Here is a 16443-nt window from a genome sequence, read left to right on the forward strand (position 1 = left end):
GTCACTTCAATGGGATTGATCCTCGGGCCGGCGCTACGACACGTTTCGGACACCACGGCCCTGGTGTGGGTGCAGACCGAAAGCGCTTGTACCGTCGAAGTTCTCGGCTGCTCGGCACGGACCTTCGAGGTGCGGGGCTTCCATTACGCCATCGTCCTGGTGACGGGGCTGACGCCGGATACCGTGACCGAGTACCAGGTCAGCGTGGACGGCACGACGGTATGGCCCATCGACGGCGAGACGTTCTCGCTTTTCCCGCCCAGTGTCATCCGCACCCGCGGACCCGACGGCGCGCATCGACTGCGCGCCGTCTTCGGGTCATGCCGCTACCCGAAGACCGACGTCAAGAAGATCGAGAACAAACTCAAGCACGACGCGCTCGACTCGTATGCCGCGCGGATGGCCGACCGGCCCATCGACGAGTGGCCTGACGCGCTGATCCTGCTCGGCGACCAGCTCTACGCCGACGAGCTTCCGCCCGACGAGCAGCGGCGCGTCCGAGGTCGGCGGCGCAGCAGGCACGGCGACCGTCCACCCGACGAGGTGGTCAGCTTCGCCGAGTACGAACGGCTCTACCGGCACTCCTGGGGGGATCCCGAGATCCGGTGGCTGATGTCGACCGTCCCGACGGCGATGATCTTCGACGACCACGACATCCGCGACGACTGGAACACCTCGGCGTCCTGGCGCGCAGAGATGGCGAAACTGCCCTGGTGGCGCGACCGGATCCGGGCCGGGCTGGCGTCCTACTGGGTGTATCAGCACCTGGGCAACCTGAGCCCGGACGAGCTGGCAGGCAACGACGACTACCGGCGTCTCGTGTCCACCGACGGTGACACCTGGTGCCACCTCGCGGAGCTCGCCGAGCGCGCCGACCGCGAGGTGGACTGCAACAAGGGCATCCGGTTCAGCTATCGGTGGGACCTCGGGCGGACCCGGCTTATCATGATCGACTCCCGCAACGGCCGGATCCTCGAGTCCGGCGAGCGAATGATGATCGGCGACAACGAGTTCCGGTGGTTGGAGTCTCAGGCCGAAGAGCACCCGGAGACCCTCGACCATCTGCTGCTCGCGTCATCCGTGCCATGGTTGATGCCACCGGCGATCGGCGATCTCGAGACCCTCAACGAGCGCGCGGCCGACCGCACCGGCTGGCGCGGCACGCTAGGCGAGAAGCTGCGCGAGGCAGGCGATTTCGAGCACTGGCCGGCGTTCTACAAATCCTTCGTACGGCTCGGGGAGATGATCGCGCGGATCGCGAACCACCCCGATGGGCCGTCCACGATCAGCGTGCTGTCGGGCGACGTGCACCACAGCTACGCGGCGCGCGCCGAGGTCGACGGGGTGTCACCGACGGGAACGACCGTGCATCAGCTGGTGTGCTCGCCTGTGCACAACTATGTACCGCTGTTCATCAAGCCGGTGTTCAGACTCAGCTGGACCCGTCCGGCCGCCGCCGTCACCCGGTGGTGGGTGCGTCAGCGCGGAGTGCCCTCGCCCCCGATGACGTGGACCGATGTCTGCGGCCCGCTGTTCGGGAACACGATCGCCACCGTCGAGGTCAACGACCGCACAGCGGAAGTGTTCTTCGAGCAGCCGCGCAAGTCGACGACGTTGCAGGAGGCGGCCCGGGTTTCGATCAGTCGAGCTGGCTGACGTCGTGCTCCGAGACCGCACTGCCCAGTGCGGCCACCCACCCGGTCACCTGGCGTGCGATCACCTGATCGGTCAAGCCGACGTCGGCGAGCACCTCACCGCGTGACGCGTGCGCCTGGAACTCCTGCGGCACCCCGACGTCGCGGCACGGCACGTCGATCTCGGCGCGCCGCAACGCGGCCGACACGGCCGAGCCGACGCCGCCGTTGACGCCGTTGTCCTCCAAAGTGACCACCAGCTTGTGCGCCTTCGCGAGCCCGCCTATGGCGGCGGGCACCGGCAGCACCCAGCGCGGATCGATCACCGTCACACCGATGCCCTGGTTGCGCAGCCGCTCGGCGACCGACTTCGCCATCGACGCGAACGCTCCGACCGCCACCAGCAGCACATCGTCGGAAAGGCCGTCGGTCGGGACGGCGAGGATGTCGATGCCGTCTCGCCGCTTGAGCGCCGGAATGTCTTCGCCGACATCACCTTTGGGGAACCGCAAGGTGGTCGGGCCGTCGCTGACCTGCAGCGCCTCGCCGAGCTCCTCGTAGAGGCGCGCGGCGTCGCGCGGTGCCGCCACCCGCATGCCGGGGACGATGTTCAGCATCGACAGGTCCCACATGCCGTTGTGGCTGGCGCCGTCGGGCCCGGTGACACCGGAACGGTCGAGCACCAAGGTGACCGGCAGCTTGTGCAGTGCGACGTCCATCATGATCTGGTCGAACGCCCGGTTCAGGAATGTCGAGTAGATCGCCACCACCGGATGCAGCCCGCCCATCGCCAGACCGGCGGCCGAGGTCATCGCGTGTTGCTCGGCGATGCCGACGTCGAACAACCTGTCCGGAAACCTCTTGCCGAATGCGGTCAGCCCGGTCGGGCCGGCCATGGCGGCGGTGAGAGCAACGATGTCGCGGCGTTCGGCGGCGTAGGAGATCAACGCGTCCGCGAACGTGGAGGTCCAGCCGGGACCCGGCACCTTGGTGGCCAGTCCGGTCTGCGGGTCGATGACGCCCGTCGAGTGCATCTGCTCGGCCTCGTCGGCCTCGGCCGGGCCGTAGCCCATGCCCTTGCGGGTGACGACGTGCACGATCACCGGCGCGTTGAAGCCGCGGGCGTTGCGCAGCGCCACCTCGACAGCGTGCTCGTCGTGGCCGTCGATCGGTCCGACATATTTGAGGCCCAGGTCGGTGAACATCACCTGCGGGGCTATCGCGTCCTTGATGCCCGCTTTGATGCTGTGCATGCACTGGTAGCAGAACTCACCGATGACGGGCACACCGCGGACCGCCTTGCGGCCCTCCTCGAGGATCTTCTCGTAGCCGGGCTGCAGTCGCAGCGCCGCAAGGTGATCGGCGAACCCGCCGATGGTGGGCGCATAGCTGCGGCCGTTGTCGTTGACTACGATCACCACGGGGCGCCGCGCTGCGGCGATGTTGTTCAGCGCCTCCCAGCACATGCCACCGGTCAGCGCGCCGTCACCGACCACCGCGACCACGTGCCGGTTGCGGTGGCCGGTCAACTCGAACGCCTTGGCCAGCCCGTCGGCATAGGACAGCGCGGAACTGGCATGGCTGGACTCGACCCAGTCGTGCTCGCTCTCGGCACGCGACGGGTAACCCGACAGACCGTTCTTCTTGCGCAGCGTGTCGAAGTCGTGGCACCGGCCGGTCAGCATCTTGTGCACATAAGCCTGGTGACCCGTGTCGAAGACGATCGGGTCGTGCGGCGAGTCGAACACCCGGTGCAGGGCGAGCGTGACCTCGACGACGCCCAGGTTGGGGCCGAGATGTCCACCGGTTGCAGCGACCTTGTGGATCAGGAATTGACGGATCTCGTCTGCCAGATCGGTTAGCTGAGACTGGGTCAGGTGCTGCAGATCGGCGGGGCCGCGGATCTGTTCAAGCATTCGGTCAGTCTACGCATCGATATAGGCGTCAGTCGCGTCGAGTGTCATAGACATCGGGCACACCGTCGTGGTCGGCGTCGAGCGTCTCGGTGGCGTGAATCCGCCGGTAGGCGGCGTTGCGGCTGAGCAAAACGGCAGCGGCCAGCAGACCTGCGACAACGGACCCGCTCAGCACACCCATTTTGGCGTCGACGCCGGGAGCTGTGCCGTGACCGAAGGCCAGCTCACCGATCAATAACGAAACTGTGAACCCTATCCCCGCCAGCAGTGAGACACCGAACACGTCGCGCCACGCGAGATCATCGTCGAGGCTGGCGCGGGTGAACTTGGCCAGTACAAACGTGGTGCCGAACACTCCGATCGGTTTGCCAAGGACGAGGCCGGCGAGCACACCGACCGTGATCGGTTGCAGCAGCGACGCACCGAGACCGGACCACCCGCCGACCGTCACTCCCGCCGCGAAGAATGCGAACACGGGCACCACGAAGCCCGCGGATACCGGCCGCAACCGGTGCTCCAGCGACTCCGCGGTGAGTTGATCCCGCGGGCTGGAAACGGGGACGACGACACCGAGTAGGACGCCCGCGACGGTGGCGTGCACCCCGCTCGCGTGCACCAGCGCCCACGTTGCCGCGGCCAGTGGCAACAAGATCCACCAACGGCTGTACCCGCGCTGCACAGCTAACCCGAACAACGCAAGCGGAACCACCGCGAGCACCAGCGGCCGCGGCGCGAGCTCTTCGGTGTAGAACGCCGCGATGATCGTGATCGCCAGCAAGTCATCCACTACGGCCAGAGTCAGCAGGAAGGTGCGCAGCGCGCTGGGCAGGTGTGTGGACAGCACCGCCAGCACGGCCAGTGCGAATGCGATATCGGTGGCGACCGGGACGGCCCAGCCGTCGACGTTCTCCCGATGGCCGGTGCCGACATTGATTGCCACGAAGACCGCTGCGGGGACGACCATTCCGCCGACGGCAGCCGCGATCGGCAGGGCGGCGCGCGCGGGGTCGCGAAGGTCACCGGCGATGAATTCACGTTTGAGCTCCAACCCCACCACGAAGAAGAAGATCGCCAGCAGTCCGTCGGCCGCCCACTCCGCGACGCTGAGACGCAGATGCAATGACTGCGGGCCGATCCCGAAATCCGAGAGGGTGTGATAGGCGTCGGACAACGGCGAGTTCGCCCAGGCGATTGCTGCTCCTGCGGCGACGAGCAGCAGGACACCGCCGACGGTCTCCATGCGAAGGATCTCCGCGAGGCGCTTGGCCTCCGGCCACGACCCACGGGTCAGCAGCCTGCGCCGAGGCGGAACGGATTGGTCACTCATCGCGTGCTCCTCGAACGGCCGACATTGACGCCGACCAGACTTCCCGGCACACCTGAAGGTCAACGTAGCACCCCGAATCCGGTCGTGCCCGGATAGCGTCGAGGCGATGATCGTCGAGCGGCAGAGCATCGTAGGCGCACCAACGGAGCGAGTCTGGGCGCGCGTGGTGACGCCGGAGGGCATCAACGACGAACTGCGCCCGTGGATGACGATGTCGATGCCACGAGAAAGGGAATCGCTCACCGTCGACACCATCCCGGTCGGCACCCCTGTGGGTCGCTGCTGGATGCGGCTGTTCGGCGTCCTGCCGTTCGACTACGACGACCTGCTGATCGCCGAGTTATGGCCCGGTCGCGGCTTCCACGAGGAGTCCACGATGCTGTCTATGCGACTGTGGCGCCACGAGCGCACGCTCGAACGCGACCGCGACACGAAAACCGTTGTGCGCGATCGCCTCACCTTCGAGCTTCGCTGGCCGCTGCGGTTGCTAACGCCGATCGTCGCGGCAGGCATCGGCGCACTGTTCGGCCACCGGCAGCGACGGCTACAGCGGCACTTCGACGGTCGCTGAATCGGCCAGGATTCCCAGCTGCCGCGCCTTGCGAACCGCGTCACGGCGCTTGTTCACCTCCAGCTTGGCGAGGATCGCCGACACATGATGGTCGACGGTCTTCACCGACAGGTACAGCCGCTCGGCGAGTTCGACGTTGGTGAGCCCGTCATCGAGCAGCCGCAGCACCTCGACCTGACGCGCCGTCAGGCCGGCCGGGTTGGCCAGTGTCGCCGTGCGCCTGCGCGCAGGTACGGCGGATTCGCCCCTGGCGCGCAGACCGCGGCGCACCTTCGCCGCGACGGCATCGGCGCCGAGCCGGTCGAGAATGTCGAGCGCGCGTCCCGTGAGCGAGAGGTCGTCGCTGTCGAGCAGCGCCAGCGCAGCGTCGTAAGGCATCGAAAGACGGTGGAACTCTTCAGCTGCCGCCTCGTGAGAGCCCTGCAGAAGGAGCCGATAAGGCGCAGCCAGGTCCGCCGTTTCGACGGTGTCGCCGAGTCGACGCAGCCAGGCCGCCAGCTCCCCCCCGGACCACTCCAGCCCTTCGGCGGGAACGTCCGTCAGCAGTTTCCGACACTGCATCAATCGGTCATCGGGTACGCCTGTCAGCCAGCACGATTCGGCGATCGCCGCCGCGGCGGGCAACATCCGGATCGGTTCACCGAAGCGGCACGCGAGTTGCCATGCCTCATCGAGCGAGTCGGCCCCCTCCCCGCGCCGGCGCAATGCCACCAACGCCCTTATCAGCAACGGCCACGTCCTGGCCAGCGGCGCGCTCGGCGCGTCCAGGACACGATCGGCATCGGCGGTCGCGTCGTCCCACTCGCCCACCATGAGGTGCATCCTGGCGCGCGAACCCATCTGCCAGACACGGCAAATCGGTAGATCGTGTTCGAGCATCAGCGGAATGCTGACATCGAGAAGCTCGGCCGCCAGTTACCAGCCGAGGGCGGCGGCGATCACGGCCGCACCGAGCACGACCCAGAAATGGGACGGTTGGTGACTCCAGTGCCCGTCGATCGACGGTCGGGACAGCAGCAGCGCAAATCCGGCGACCGGCGTCGCCAGCGCGACTGCGACGGCTGTCGCCCGACGCCTCGACATCAGGACGCTCGGGCGCAATCCGCAGGACACCGTGGGCGCCCGGCGCGAGTGAGGATGAGCCGCATCGCGTTCATCATCGCCATTTCGCACCCCGGAAACGAGGTCTTCGCCGATTCGCCGACCTAGCGCGTCAGCACCGCGACACATTCGACGTGGTGGGTGAGCGGGAACGAGTCGAACACCTGCAGACCCTCCACCCGATAGCCATGCTTGATGTACAACCCGACGTCTCGGGCGAACGACGCGGCCTCACAACCGATGTGAACGATCCGTCGCACCTCGGCGGCGGCCAGCAGGTCGATCACCTCGCGGCCCGCACCCGAGCGCGGCGGGTCGAGCACCGCGACGTCGGCTCGCCTGCGCTCGGCAGCCAGTGCGCGGCGCACCGAGTCGGTCACCACCGAGACGCTCGTCAGATCCGCCAGTGCGGTCCGCGCCGACCGCGACGCTCCCCGCGACGTGTCCACGGTCACCACCTGCCCACGGGCGCCGACGGCCTCGCCGAGCACGGCGGCGAAGATCCCGGCGCCGCCGTACAGATCCCACGCCACCATGCCGTCGCTCAGCTGCGCCCACTCGGCCACCAGACCGCTGTACACCCGCGCCGCATCGCGGTGGGCCTGCCAGAACGCGGTCACCGGCACCCGCCACACCCGGTCGCTGACCCGCTGCGTCGCCTCGTAGGCGCCCTCGACGACACGGGTCGGCGTGCGCTTGCCGACACGCGGGCCGGATTGCACGACATGGCGCACTCCGTCGTCGTCCAGCGCGACGTGCAGATGCGCGCCCGCCGGCCAGCCGTTGCCGCTCAGACCGTCGAGCGCCGCCGCCGGCAACTGTCCGCAGTGCAGGTCGGTGACCAGCTCTGCGCTGTGGTAGCGGTGAAAACCGGCGCGGCCGTCGTCACCGGTGTCCAGCCGGACCCTGGTCCGCCAGCCCGTCGCCTCACCGCCGCCCACCTGTTCGGCGAACGCATCCTGTTCGTCGCACCAGTGGAACCCGCCCAGCTTCGACAGCTGGTTGGCCACGACGGCACCCTTGAGACGACGAGCCGCTTCTGGGGCGGCGAATGCCAGATCACAGCAGCCCGACCCGTCCACACCCGCGATCGGGCACAACGGGTCGATCCGGTCCGGCGAGGCCTCGAGCACCTCGACAACCTCGGCGTGCCAGTAGGATTCGTGATCGGCGACCACGCGCACGCGGACCCGCTCCCCAGGCAGTGCGTAGCGAACGAAAACCACGCGGCCTTCGTGGCGTGCGACGCAACTGCCCCCGTTGGCCGGCGGCCCCGCGGTCAGCGTGAGATCGTCGGTCAATCGAGGAAGCCTCGACGAGCATCACCGGGCGCGGCATGCGGTTGCAACCGCTTGAGCCGCTCCGACGAATTGAGCTGCCAGGGAACCGAAGTGACCATCACGTTCGGCATGAACAGCAGCCGGCCCTTCAGTCGCAAAGCACTTTGGTTGTGCAGAACCTGTTCCCACCAGTGACCCACGACGTACTCAGGGATGAATACCGTGACCACGGTGCGCGGCGACTCCTTGCTGATCCGCTTCACATAATCCAGCACCGGTCGGGTGATTTCCCGGTACGGGGAGGCGACCACCTTGAGCGGCACCGAGATGTCGCTGTCCTCCCATTTGTGGACCAGCTCACGCGTTTCCGCGTCGTCGACGCTGACGGTGATCGCCTCCAGCTCGTCGGGCCGGGTTGCCCGTGCGTACGCCAGTGCGCGCATCGTCGGCAGATGCAGCTTGGACACCAGCACGATCGCGTGGTTGCGGCTGGGCAGCACTATCCCGCCCTCCTCGGCGGCCTCCTGCTCTTCCAGCTCGCGCGCGACGGTGTCGTAGTGCTTGTGGATGGACTTCATGATCAGGAACAGGCCACCCATCGCCAGGATCGCAATCCACGCTCCCGCCATGAATTTCGTCAATATCACGATGATCAGCACGGTGCCGGTGCAGATGAAGCCGATCGTGTTGATCACCCGGGAGCGCATCATCCTGCGGCGAACCTCAGGATCGTTCTCGACCGTCAGCAATCGTGTCCAGTGCCGCACCATGCCGATCTGGCTGAGCGTGAACGAGACGAACACGCCGACGATGTAAAGCTGGATCAGCGCGGTGACCTGTGCCTGGAACGCGACGATGAATGCGATCGCCGCGAACGCGAGGAAAAGGATTCCGTTGGAGAAGGCGAGCCGGTCGCCGCGGGTATGCAACTGACGGGGCAGATAGCGGTCCTGGGCGAGAATCGAGGCCAGCACGGGGAAGCCGTTGAAGGCGGTGTTGGCCGCGAGGACCAGGATGAGCGCGGTGACGCCTGCGATCAAATAGAGCCCGAGCGGAAAGTCATGGAAGACCGCGTCGGCAAGTTGCGCGATCATCGTTTTCTGGTGGTAGTCGGGCGGCGCACCGATCAGCTGCTCGTGCGGTCGCTCGGCCATTTTCACGCCGGTCTCCTTGGCCAGCAGGATGATCCCGAGGAACAGGCTGACCGCGATACCGCCGAGCAGCAGCAGTGTCGTTGCGGCATTGCGGGACTTCGGCTTTCGAAAAGCCGGGACCCCGTTGCTGATAGCCTCCACACCCGTGAGTGCGGCGCAGCCGGACGAGAATGCACGCGCAACAAGGAACACCATCGCGAAGCCCGTGATGTCGCCATGCTCGGAGTGCAGCTCAAAGCCCGCCGACTCGGCGCGAAGCGGAGTGCCGAGTACATAGATCTGGAACAAGCCCCAGCCGAGCATGATGTACATCCCGATCATGAATGCGTAGGTCGGGATCGCAAACGCCGTTCCGGACTCGCGCAGACCCCGCAGGTTCGCCGAAGCGAGGAGCAGGATCGCCACGACGGCGATCAACACCTTGTGGTCGTTGATGAACGGCAACGCGGATCCGATGTTGGACATCGCCGATGCCATCGACACTGCAACCGTGAGCACGTAGTCCACCAACAGCGCGCTGGCCACAGTGAGCCCGGCAGTCGGGCCGAGGTTGGTGGTCACGACTTCGTAGTCACCGCCACCCGACGGGTAGGCGTGGACGTTCTGCCGGTAGCTGGCGATCACGATCAGCATCACCGCTCCGACGGCGACTCCGATCCATGGCGCCATCGAATACGCGGACAGGCCGGCCACCGACAGCACCAAAAAGATCTCCTCCGGCGCGTACGCGACTGACGACAACGCGTCGGAAGCGAAGACGGGCAGGGCGATCCGCTTGGGTAAAAGCGTGTTGGAAAGCCGGTCACTGCGGAAGGGCCTGCCGAGGACCAGCCGCCGGGCGGCGGTCGAAAGCTTGGACACGAGAGCCAAGACTAGGCGCAGACGAGTTTGGCGGTACCGTTCCCAGTGCGCGGAGTTGCGAACGTTAAATTCTAGATGCAGCCGAAAGGACCGCAAAGGTGCGAGTAGTGGTGATGGGATGCGGCCGGGTGGGCGCATCCCTGGCCGACGGCCTGGCGCGGATCGGCCACGATGTCGCCGTCATCGACCGTGACAGCACAGCGTTCAACCGGCTCAGCCCCGAGTTCCCTGGCGAACGTGTGCTTGGCATGGGCTTCGACCGCGACGTGCTGCTGCGGGCGGGCATCGAAGATGCCTCGGCGTTCGCGGCGGTGTCGTCCGGCGACAACTCGAACATCATCTCGGCGCGGGTGGCCCGCGAGACTTTCGGCGTGGAGCGGGTGGTCGCCCGGATCTACGACGCCAAACGCGCCAAGGTCTACGAACGGCTGGGCATCCCGACCGTGGCGACCGTGCCATGGACCACCGACCGGCTTCTCAACGTGCTGACCCGCGAAACCGAGACCACCAAGTGGCGCGACCCGTCGGGCAACGTCGGCGTGGCCGAGCTGGCGTTGCACGAAGGGTGGTTCGGCCGGCGGATGACGGATCTGGAGATCGCCACCGGGGGCCGCGTCGCCTTCCTCATCCGATTCGGCAGCGGGCTGCTGCCGGACCAGAAGACGGTGATCCAGGCCGGCGATCAGGTATACGTCGCCGCCATAGCCGGCCATATCGCAGAGGCGTTGGCCATCGCCGCCCTGCCGCCGAGCGAAGACAGCGAGCGCGCCTGATGAAGACCGCCAGCGACGACATGGAGGAGCGGCGCAGATGAAGACCGCCAGCGACGACATGGAGGAGCGGCGCAGATGAAGGTCGCCATCGCCGGAGCGGGTGCCGTCGGCCGATCCATCGCGCGGGAGCTGATCGAGAACGGGCACGAGGTCACGCTGCTCGAACGAAACCCCGCTCACGTCGACGTCGACGCCATCCCCGCCGCGCACTGGCGCCTCGGCGACGCCTGCGAGCTCAGCCTGCTCGAGTCCATCCACCTGGAGGATTTCGACGTCGTTATCGCCGCCACCGGCGACGACAAGGTCAACGTGGTGGTCAGCCTGCTCGCCAAGACGGAGTTCGCGGTGCCGCGCGTGGTGGCCCGCGCCAACGACCCTCGTAACGAGTGGCTGTTCGACGAGGCGTGGGGCGTCGACGTCGCGGTGTCGACGCCGCGGATGCTGGCCTCGCTGGTCGAGGAGGCCGTCGCGGTAGGCGATCTGGTGCACCTGATGGAGTTCCGCACCGGCCAGGCCAACCTGATCGAGATCACGCTGCCGGTCGACACGCCGTGGGGCGGCAAGCCGTTGCGCAAGCTGCAGCTCCCCCGCGATGCCGCCCTGGTGACGATCCTGCGCGGCTCACGGGTCATCGTGCCCGAGGGCGACGAGCCGCTCGAGGGCGGTGACGAGTTGCTGTTCGTGGCCGTCACCGAGGTCGAGGCCGAGCTGCGCGAGCTGCTGCTGCATCCGCAGAACCGCTAACGCTCATCGTTCGGGTAGGCCGGTGGCGGCGTCGCCCGATCGTGACATCCCGCCGCCGTCTTCGTCGACACCCGGCTGTACTCGCCCTCGCCGTTGCGGATCCCGGCCCACGAGATCAACCCGGCAATCGCGAACAGCGCAGCGACCACATACGCGCCCATCCGGAAGCCCGCAAAATCCACAGCGCTCACGGCTTTCCCGTCGCTTCGCTCGCCCGGGGAGACGATCACGCCCATGAAGGCGATCGCGATCAGCCCCGAAATACGCGATATGGCGTTGTTGATCGCCGAGCCGATTCCGCTCTGCGCCGAACTCACCGAGGCCAGGATGGCGGCCGTCAACGGCGACACCGTCATCGTCAACCCAAGGCCGAACACGAAAAGACCGGGCAGCAGCTGCGTCCAGAAGTCGAAGGGGACCCCAACGGTGGACATCAGCAGGTAGCCGGCCGCCGCGATCAGCGGTCCGAGCGCCATGAAGAGTCGGGGTCCGTACCTGCCCGCCAGCGTTCCGAACCACCGCGCCAGGAATAACGACAACACCGGGATCGGCAGCGTGGCCAGCCCGGCCTGAGTGGCCGATAACCCCGCCGCCTCCTGAAGGAACAACGCCACCAGCAGAGTGCCCAGCGACACCGCGGCATAGAAGAACACGGTAACGAGATTGCCGACGGCGAAATTGCGTGCGGCGAAGATGTGCAGCGGCATCATCGGATTCGGCGTCCTGCGCTCCCACCACGGGAACGCGGCCAGGCAGGCGGCTCCGACCACCAGACCGGTCAGCACCACCGGATGCGACAGACCTAGACGCTGCTGTTCGATGAGGGCGTACACGACGCCGGTCAGCCCGACAGCGGTCAGCAGTGCTCCGACCACGTCGATCTTCGCGTCACGTTTGGGCCGGAACTCGTCGTGCGAGAGCTTGGCCGTCAGGTACAGCGTGAGAATCAACGGCACGATGTTGACGCCGAAGATCCACCGCCAGTTCAACGCGTCGACCAGGACTCCCCCGAGCAGCGGGCCGATGACGAAAGCAGTTCCGGTCCAGGCGGTCCAGGTGCCGATCGCCCTGGCTTGCGCGGCACCCGAGAACCGGGCGTTGATCATCGCCAAGGAACTCGGCACCAGAAATGCGGCGCCGACACCCTGCAGACAGCGCGCGGCGATCAGTACCCAACCGGTGGGTGCGAACGCACACAACAGCGACGAGACCGCGAAGACGACAAGCCCCATCCGCAGCACGACCAACCGTCCGAAAGTGTCCGAGATCGCGCCCGCGACAAGTATCAGCGCACCGAGGGTGAGCAGATACCCGTCCACCACCCACTGCTGCAGCGCCAGCCCGCCGCCGAACTCACGGCTGATCGCAGGCAGCGCGAGGTTGACCACCGAGCCGTCGAGGAAGGCCACGAACGAGGCCAGGATTGCGACCGCGATGAGCGGTCGGTCGCTGCGCTCGCTCGTATCGGCCAATCAGGTTTCCTGCACAGCGTCCTCGGACTCGGGGGTGTCCTCCACTTCCGCCGAGGCGGACGCCTGCGCGTGCAGCGCCCGCTGAGCCGAGCGGATCGCCAGGTAGGTGGCCAGCGCCGCGACAGCGGTCAGCGGCCAGCCCATCGCGATGCGGGCCACCCCGAGCCAGCCCGTCTCGTCGGCGTTGTACAGGTGGCGCTGCACGAGGAAGCGGGAGGCGAACACCAGCACCCAGGTGATCGTCGCGACGTCGAACACCAGCACCGCGCGGCGCACCTTTCGCCAACCGCGATCGTGGCCGTTGACCCAACTCCAGATGTAGCCGACGAGGGGTCTGCGGATCAGCACCGAGACGAGGAACACCACGGCCCAGAACAGCGACATCCAGATGCCGTACAGGAAATAGCCCTTGGATTCGCCCATCACGTACGCGATCAGCGCGCAGAACCCGACCCCGATGAAACCGGAGATCGCCGGCTGCGCGGATTCCTTGCGCGCCAGCCGCCACACCAGGATCAGCGCGGCGATGACCAGCGCGGCGATGATGGCCGGCATCAGTCCGAACATCGAGGAGACCGGGACGAACACCAGAACGGGCAGCGACGAATAGATCAGGCCGCTGATGCCGCCCATCTGCGCAAGCAGAATTTGAGCGCCGGATTGCTTATCGGACACGAGTCAACGGTACGTGCCCGCGGCCTACTTCTGAATTTCGTAGTGCGGGTTGTAGATCGCCTTGGTGCCGTTCTCGAGCTTGCCCATTCGTCCGTGCACCCGCAGCGTGCGGCCCGACTCGATGCCAGGAATCCGGCGCTGGCCCAGCCAGACCAGGATGACCGCCTCGGTGCCGTCGAACAGTTCGGCCTTGATGCCGCCCGCACACCCCTTGCCGTTGGCTTCGACGCTGCGCAGGGTGCCGACCATCGTGACTTCCTGGCCGCGCTGACAGTCGACGGCCTTCTGGGCGCCGGTGTTGGTGGCCTCTTCGGTCAACTCCTCGGCATCCAGTTGCTCGGGATCGTCCGTGAGCCGACGAGTGAGCCGCCGCAGATACCCTTCGGCCGTAGCCATGGCCTCCCTGCCAATCTGTGACCCCACCGTGGATCCCCGACCATCGCCACGGTAGACCTGTTAGGTCAGTATTGCCACGCTGAGGGTGACCCGCCACGCCGGTGATTTAAACCACACGGCACGATCTGATAATGGCTGTCGATCTGCACGGCGTGACGACGGTTCTGCTGCCGGGCACCGGATCCGACGACGACTACGTCTACCGCGCGTTCGCAGCCGCTCTGCACGACGCCGGCGCCACCGTCGTGGCACCACCGCCGCAACCCGACCGGCTTATCGAGGGGTACATCTGCGAACTCGACAACGCGGCACGGCTGGGCGCCATCGCCGTCGGCGGTGTGTCGATCGGAGCCGCGGTGGCGGCCAATTGGGCGTTGGCCCATCCGGCCCGCGCGATCGCGGTGCTGGCGGCGCTGCCGCCCTGGACGGGCTCGCCGGAGACCGCGCCCGCCGCGCTCGCCGCCCGGCATTCGGCGGACGTCCTGCGCAGGGACGGGTTGGTGTCGGCGACGTCACAGATGCGCGCGTCGAGCCCGGCCTGGCTGGCCGACGAGCTGACCCGATCCTGGCTCGGGCAGTGGCCGTCGCTACCCGACGCGATGGATGCGGCGTCCCGGTACGCCTCGCCTACCTGCGCCGAGTTGGAGCGGCTGACGGTGCCGATGGGCGTCGCGGCGGCCACCGACGACCCTGTGCATCCGCTGGAGGTCGGGCTGGAGTGGGTGGCGGCCGCGCCGAGGGCGGCGCTGCACACCGTCACGCTCGAGGAAATGGGCGCGAACCCGTCGGTGCTCGGCACGGCGTGCGTGGCCGCCCTGCTCGACGCGTGAGCCTTGCTAGCCGCCGGTGATGGTGCGCAGCTGCTGCATCGCCGACCCATGCTCACTGCGGCGTGCGACGGGCTGGTTCTGCGGTGGCTGCTGTTGCTGCTGCGCGGCCTGGGCAGCGGCCTGCTCCGCGGCGGCGGCCTGCAGCTGTGCGGCCATCGGCTCCGGCAGCTGCACCGGGAGCGGGGTGCGCACCGGCAGCGGTGTCTCACCGCGACGGACAACGGTGTCGGCCAGTGCTTGTCGCGCCTGGTCACTGAGTTCGTCGATGGTCTGCTCCGGCCCATTGACGACGCAGCGGATCATCCACCGGTAGCCGTCGACGCCGATGAACCGGACCACGCCGGCAGGTGCCGCGCCAACGACTTCCCTGCCCCACGGGCCATCCTCGATCCGCACCTCGGTGGCGTCCTTGCGCAGCCCGTCCGCCAGCTCCGATGCGACCTCCCGCCACAGCGCCGAACTCTTCGGCGCGGCATAAGCCGCCACGGTGAACCGGCCGTTGGGGGTCACCACCCACACCGCGCTGGGCACGCCGCCCTCGGTCAGCTCCACCTGAACCTGCCCGGCCTCGGGCATCGGGATCAGCACCGAGCCCAGATCCAGCCGGGCCACCGCTGCTGCCGCGGGGTCGTCGAAGTCATCGATGTCGAATGGGCCGTCCAACTCGTCGTCACCTGCAGCTGAATCCGATTCGACATCCGATTCGACATCCGATTCGACGATGTCGCCACCGACACCGTCGTCGTCGGGTTTGGCGTGTTTTCCAAAAGCCATCACAAACTCGCATGTCCGCCGGAGGAACCGTGGCCGCCGTCGCCACGGGAGGTGCCGGTAAGACCGGCCTCATCGAACGAGGTCACCTCGATCAGCTCGGGTAACTCCACCCGCTGCACCAGCAGCTGGGCGATCCGATCGCCACGGTGCACGACGATGGGTTGCTCGGGGTCGAGGTTGATCAACGCCACCTTGACCTCGCCGCGATAGCCCGCGTCGATCGTGCCGGGGCTGTTGACAATCGAAAGTCCTGCTCGCGCAGCCAAACCCGAGCGTGGATGCACCAACCCCACCATCCCGTGCGGAATGGCCACCGCGATCCCCGTCGGCACGAGGGCACGATGACCGGGCACCAATTCGACGTCGACCGCGCTGAACAGGTCGACGCCGGCGTCGCCGTCATGAGCCCGGCTGGGCATCGGCAGGTCGCGGTCGAGGCGAACGACTGCCAGAGAGGTGGACACGAGGCATGAGATTACCCTTGGCGGCGTGTCCGACACGCGAGCAGCACCGCAAGTCGTGCGCTATTCGGAACGGCTGTGGGTGCCGTGGTGGTGGTGGCCGCCCGGCCTGGCGCTCGCCGCCCTCATTGCGCTCGAAGTCAATCAGGGCGTGCGCGCCCTGCCCAACTGGGTGCCGTTCGCCGTGCTGCTTCCCGTCGCGGCGGCAGTGCTGTTGTGGTTCAGCAAAACCGAGGTGCGGGTGATCAGCGGCGGGCCGGACAGCCCGGCGCACGAGACCGAGCTGTGGGTCGACGATGCGCACCTGCCCGTCAGCGTCGTCTCGCGGTCAGCAGAAGTGCCCCGGTCCGCTAAGTCGGCCGCCCTGGGGCGGCAGCTGGACCCGGCCGCCTATGTCGTGCATCGGGCCTGGGTCGGCCCGCTGGCGCTACTGGTGCTCGACGATCCGGACGATCCGACGCCGTACTGGCTGGT

Annotated in this window: 16 protein-coding genes and 1 pseudogene; 6 read left to right on the forward strand and 11 right to left on the reverse strand. The window is 67.3% G+C overall.

The window, feature by feature from the left end; genetic code table 11:
• Window positions 1-9 precede the first annotated feature (9 nt).
• Window positions 10-1656, forward strand: coding sequence for an alkaline phosphatase D family protein (locus tag QOC76_RS29825; RefSeq protein WP_526363409.1), 1647 nt, complete (start codon window positions 10-12; stop codon window positions 1654-1656).
• On the opposite strand, the gene dxs is transcribed toward QOC76_RS29825, so the two are convergent.
• Window positions 1640-3550: a 1-deoxy-D-xylulose-5-phosphate synthase gene (gene dxs / locus QOC76_RS29830; RefSeq protein WP_526363381.1), complete on the reverse strand. Its 1911-nt coding sequence runs from the start codon at window positions 3548-3550 to the stop codon at window positions 1640-1642. The genes QOC76_RS29825 and dxs overlap by 17 nt on opposite strands.
• Before the next feature lie 28 nt (window positions 3551-3578).
• Window positions 3579-4877 carry a Na+/H+ antiporter NhaA gene (nhaA, locus tag QOC76_RS29835; protein ID WP_526363383.1) on the reverse strand — a complete coding sequence of 433 codons (1299 nt, stop codon included), beginning with the start codon at window positions 4875-4877 and terminating at the stop codon, window positions 3579-3581.
• Window positions 4878-4983: 106 nt separating this feature from the next.
• Between nhaA and QOC76_RS29840 the strand changes: the two genes are divergently transcribed.
• Complete coding sequence (locus QOC76_RS29840; protein WP_526363385.1) at window positions 4984-5448, forward strand: Rv1443c family protein; 465 nt, start codon at window positions 4984-4986, stop codon at window positions 5446-5448.
• Here the strand turns inward: QOC76_RS29840 and QOC76_RS29845 are convergent.
• From QOC76_RS29845 to QOC76_RS29860, 4 genes are all read right to left on the reverse strand, one after another.
• On the reverse strand, window positions 5422-6327 hold the full coding sequence (locus QOC76_RS29845; RefSeq protein ID WP_526363387.1) for a helix-turn-helix transcriptional regulator: 906 nt from the start codon (window positions 6325-6327) through the stop codon (window positions 5422-5424). The two genes, QOC76_RS29840 and QOC76_RS29845, sit on opposite strands and share 27 nt — an antisense overlap.
• Window positions 6328-6363: 36 nt before the next feature.
• Window positions 6364-6531 carry a hypothetical protein gene (locus QOC76_RS29850; RefSeq protein WP_526363389.1) on the reverse strand — a complete coding sequence of 56 codons (168 nt, stop codon included), beginning with the start codon at window positions 6529-6531 and terminating at the stop codon, window positions 6364-6366.
• Between the two features lie 122 nt (window positions 6532-6653).
• Complete coding sequence (locus tag QOC76_RS29855) at window positions 6654-7850, reverse strand: class I SAM-dependent RNA methyltransferase (protein WP_526363391.1); 1197 nt, start codon at window positions 7848-7850, stop codon at window positions 6654-6656.
• Complete coding sequence (locus tag QOC76_RS29860) at window positions 7847-9844, reverse strand: amino acid permease (protein ID WP_526363393.1); 1998 nt, start codon at window positions 9842-9844, stop codon at window positions 7847-7849. Before QOC76_RS29860 ends, QOC76_RS29855 begins: the two co-directional genes overlap by 4 nt.
• A 98-nt stretch (window positions 9845-9942) precedes the next feature.
• On the opposite strand from QOC76_RS29860, the gene QOC76_RS29865 reads away from it, so the two are divergent.
• A complete protein-coding gene (locus tag QOC76_RS29865) occupies window positions 9943-10617 on the forward strand; it encodes a potassium channel family protein (protein WP_526363395.1) in 675 nt (224 codons plus the stop codon).
• Between the two features lie 63 nt (window positions 10618-10680).
• A pseudogene (locus tag QOC76_RS29870) lies at window positions 10681-11361 on the forward strand (potassium channel family protein); the annotation flags it as partial.
• Here the strand turns inward: QOC76_RS29870 and QOC76_RS29875 are convergent.
• From QOC76_RS29875 to QOC76_RS29885, 3 genes are all read right to left on the reverse strand, one after another.
• Window positions 11358-12833 carry an MFS transporter gene (locus QOC76_RS29875; protein ID WP_526363397.1) on the reverse strand — a complete coding sequence of 492 codons (1476 nt, stop codon included), beginning with the start codon at window positions 12831-12833 and terminating at the stop codon, window positions 11358-11360. The pseudogene QOC76_RS29870 and the gene QOC76_RS29875 overlap by 4 nt on opposite strands.
• The gene (locus QOC76_RS29880) at window positions 12834-13466 is read right to left on the reverse strand and encodes a DUF3159 domain-containing protein (RefSeq protein ID WP_526363411.1); all 633 of its coding nucleotides are present in this window, start codon (window positions 13464-13466) and stop codon (window positions 12834-12836) included.
• Between the two features lie 66 nt (window positions 13467-13532).
• Window positions 13533-13904, reverse strand: coding sequence for an OB-fold nucleic acid binding domain-containing protein (locus tag QOC76_RS29885; protein WP_526363399.1), 372 nt, complete (start codon window positions 13902-13904; stop codon window positions 13533-13535).
• A gap of 131 nt (window positions 13905-14035) precedes the next feature.
• On the opposite strand from QOC76_RS29885, the gene QOC76_RS29890 reads away from it, so the two are divergent.
• On the forward strand, window positions 14036-14734 hold the full coding sequence (locus QOC76_RS29890; RefSeq protein ID WP_526363401.1) for an alpha/beta hydrolase: 699 nt from the start codon (window positions 14036-14038) through the stop codon (window positions 14732-14734).
• A gap of 6 nt (window positions 14735-14740) precedes the next feature.
• Here the strand turns inward: QOC76_RS29890 and QOC76_RS29895 are convergent, their stop codons facing one another.
• Window positions 14741-15508 (reverse strand): DUF3710 domain-containing protein, encoded by a 768-nt coding sequence (locus QOC76_RS29895; protein ID WP_526363403.1) that lies wholly within the window; start codon window positions 15506-15508, stop codon window positions 14741-14743.
• The gene (gene dut / locus QOC76_RS29900; protein ID WP_526363405.1) at window positions 15508-15972 is read right to left on the reverse strand and encodes a dUTP diphosphatase; all 465 of its coding nucleotides are present in this window, start codon (window positions 15970-15972) and stop codon (window positions 15508-15510) included. The genes QOC76_RS29895 and dut overlap by 1 nt, the downstream gene beginning before the upstream one ends.
• Before the next feature lie 25 nt (window positions 15973-15997).
• Between dut and QOC76_RS29905 the strand changes: the two genes are divergently transcribed.
• Window positions 15998-16443 (forward strand): DUF3093 family protein (locus tag QOC76_RS29905; RefSeq protein WP_526363407.1); only part of this gene is annotated, 446 nt, incomplete at its 3' end.

This window comes from Mycobacterium sp., assembly GCF_032159565.1.
GTDB lineage: Bacteria > Actinomycetota > Actinomycetes > Mycobacteriales > Mycobacteriaceae > Mycobacterium.

Bases quoted from the DNA above. Each gene is read 5' to 3' on its own strand.
- QOC76_RS29845 (WP_526363387.1), bottom strand. From the start codon at position 6,327: ATGCTCGAACACGATCTACCGATTTGCCGTGTCTGGCAGATGGGTTCG.
- QOC76_RS29885 (WP_526363399.1), bottom strand. From the start codon at position 13,904: ATGGCTACGGCCGAAGGGTATCTGCGGCGGCTCACTCGTCGGCTCACG.
- QOC76_RS29825 (WP_526363409.1), top strand. From the start codon at position 10: ATGGGATTGATCCTCGGGCCGGCGCTACGACACGTTTCGGACACCACG.
- dxs (WP_526363381.1), bottom strand. From the start codon at position 3,550: ATGCTTGAACAGATCCGCGGCCCCGCCGATCTGCAGCACCTGACCCAG.
- QOC76_RS29840 (WP_526363385.1), top strand. From the start codon at position 4,984: ATGATCGTCGAGCGGCAGAGCATCGTAGGCGCACCAACGGAGCGAGTC.
- QOC76_RS29850 (WP_526363389.1), bottom strand. From the start codon at position 6,531: ATGTCGAGGCGTCGGGCGACAGCCGTCGCAGTCGCGCTGGCGACGCCG.
- nhaA (WP_526363383.1), bottom strand. From the start codon at position 4,877: ATGAGTGACCAATCCGTTCCGCCTCGGCGCAGGCTGCTGACCCGTGGG.
- QOC76_RS29890 (WP_526363401.1), top strand. From the start codon at position 14,036: ATGGCTGTCGATCTGCACGGCGTGACGACGGTTCTGCTGCCGGGCACC.
- QOC76_RS29880 (WP_526363411.1), bottom strand. From the start codon at position 13,466: ATGGGCGGCATCAGCGGCCTGATCTATTCGTCGCTGCCCGTTCTGGTG.
- QOC76_RS29895 (WP_526363403.1), bottom strand. From the start codon at position 15,508: ATGGCTTTTGGAAAACACGCCAAACCCGACGACGACGGTGTCGGTGGC.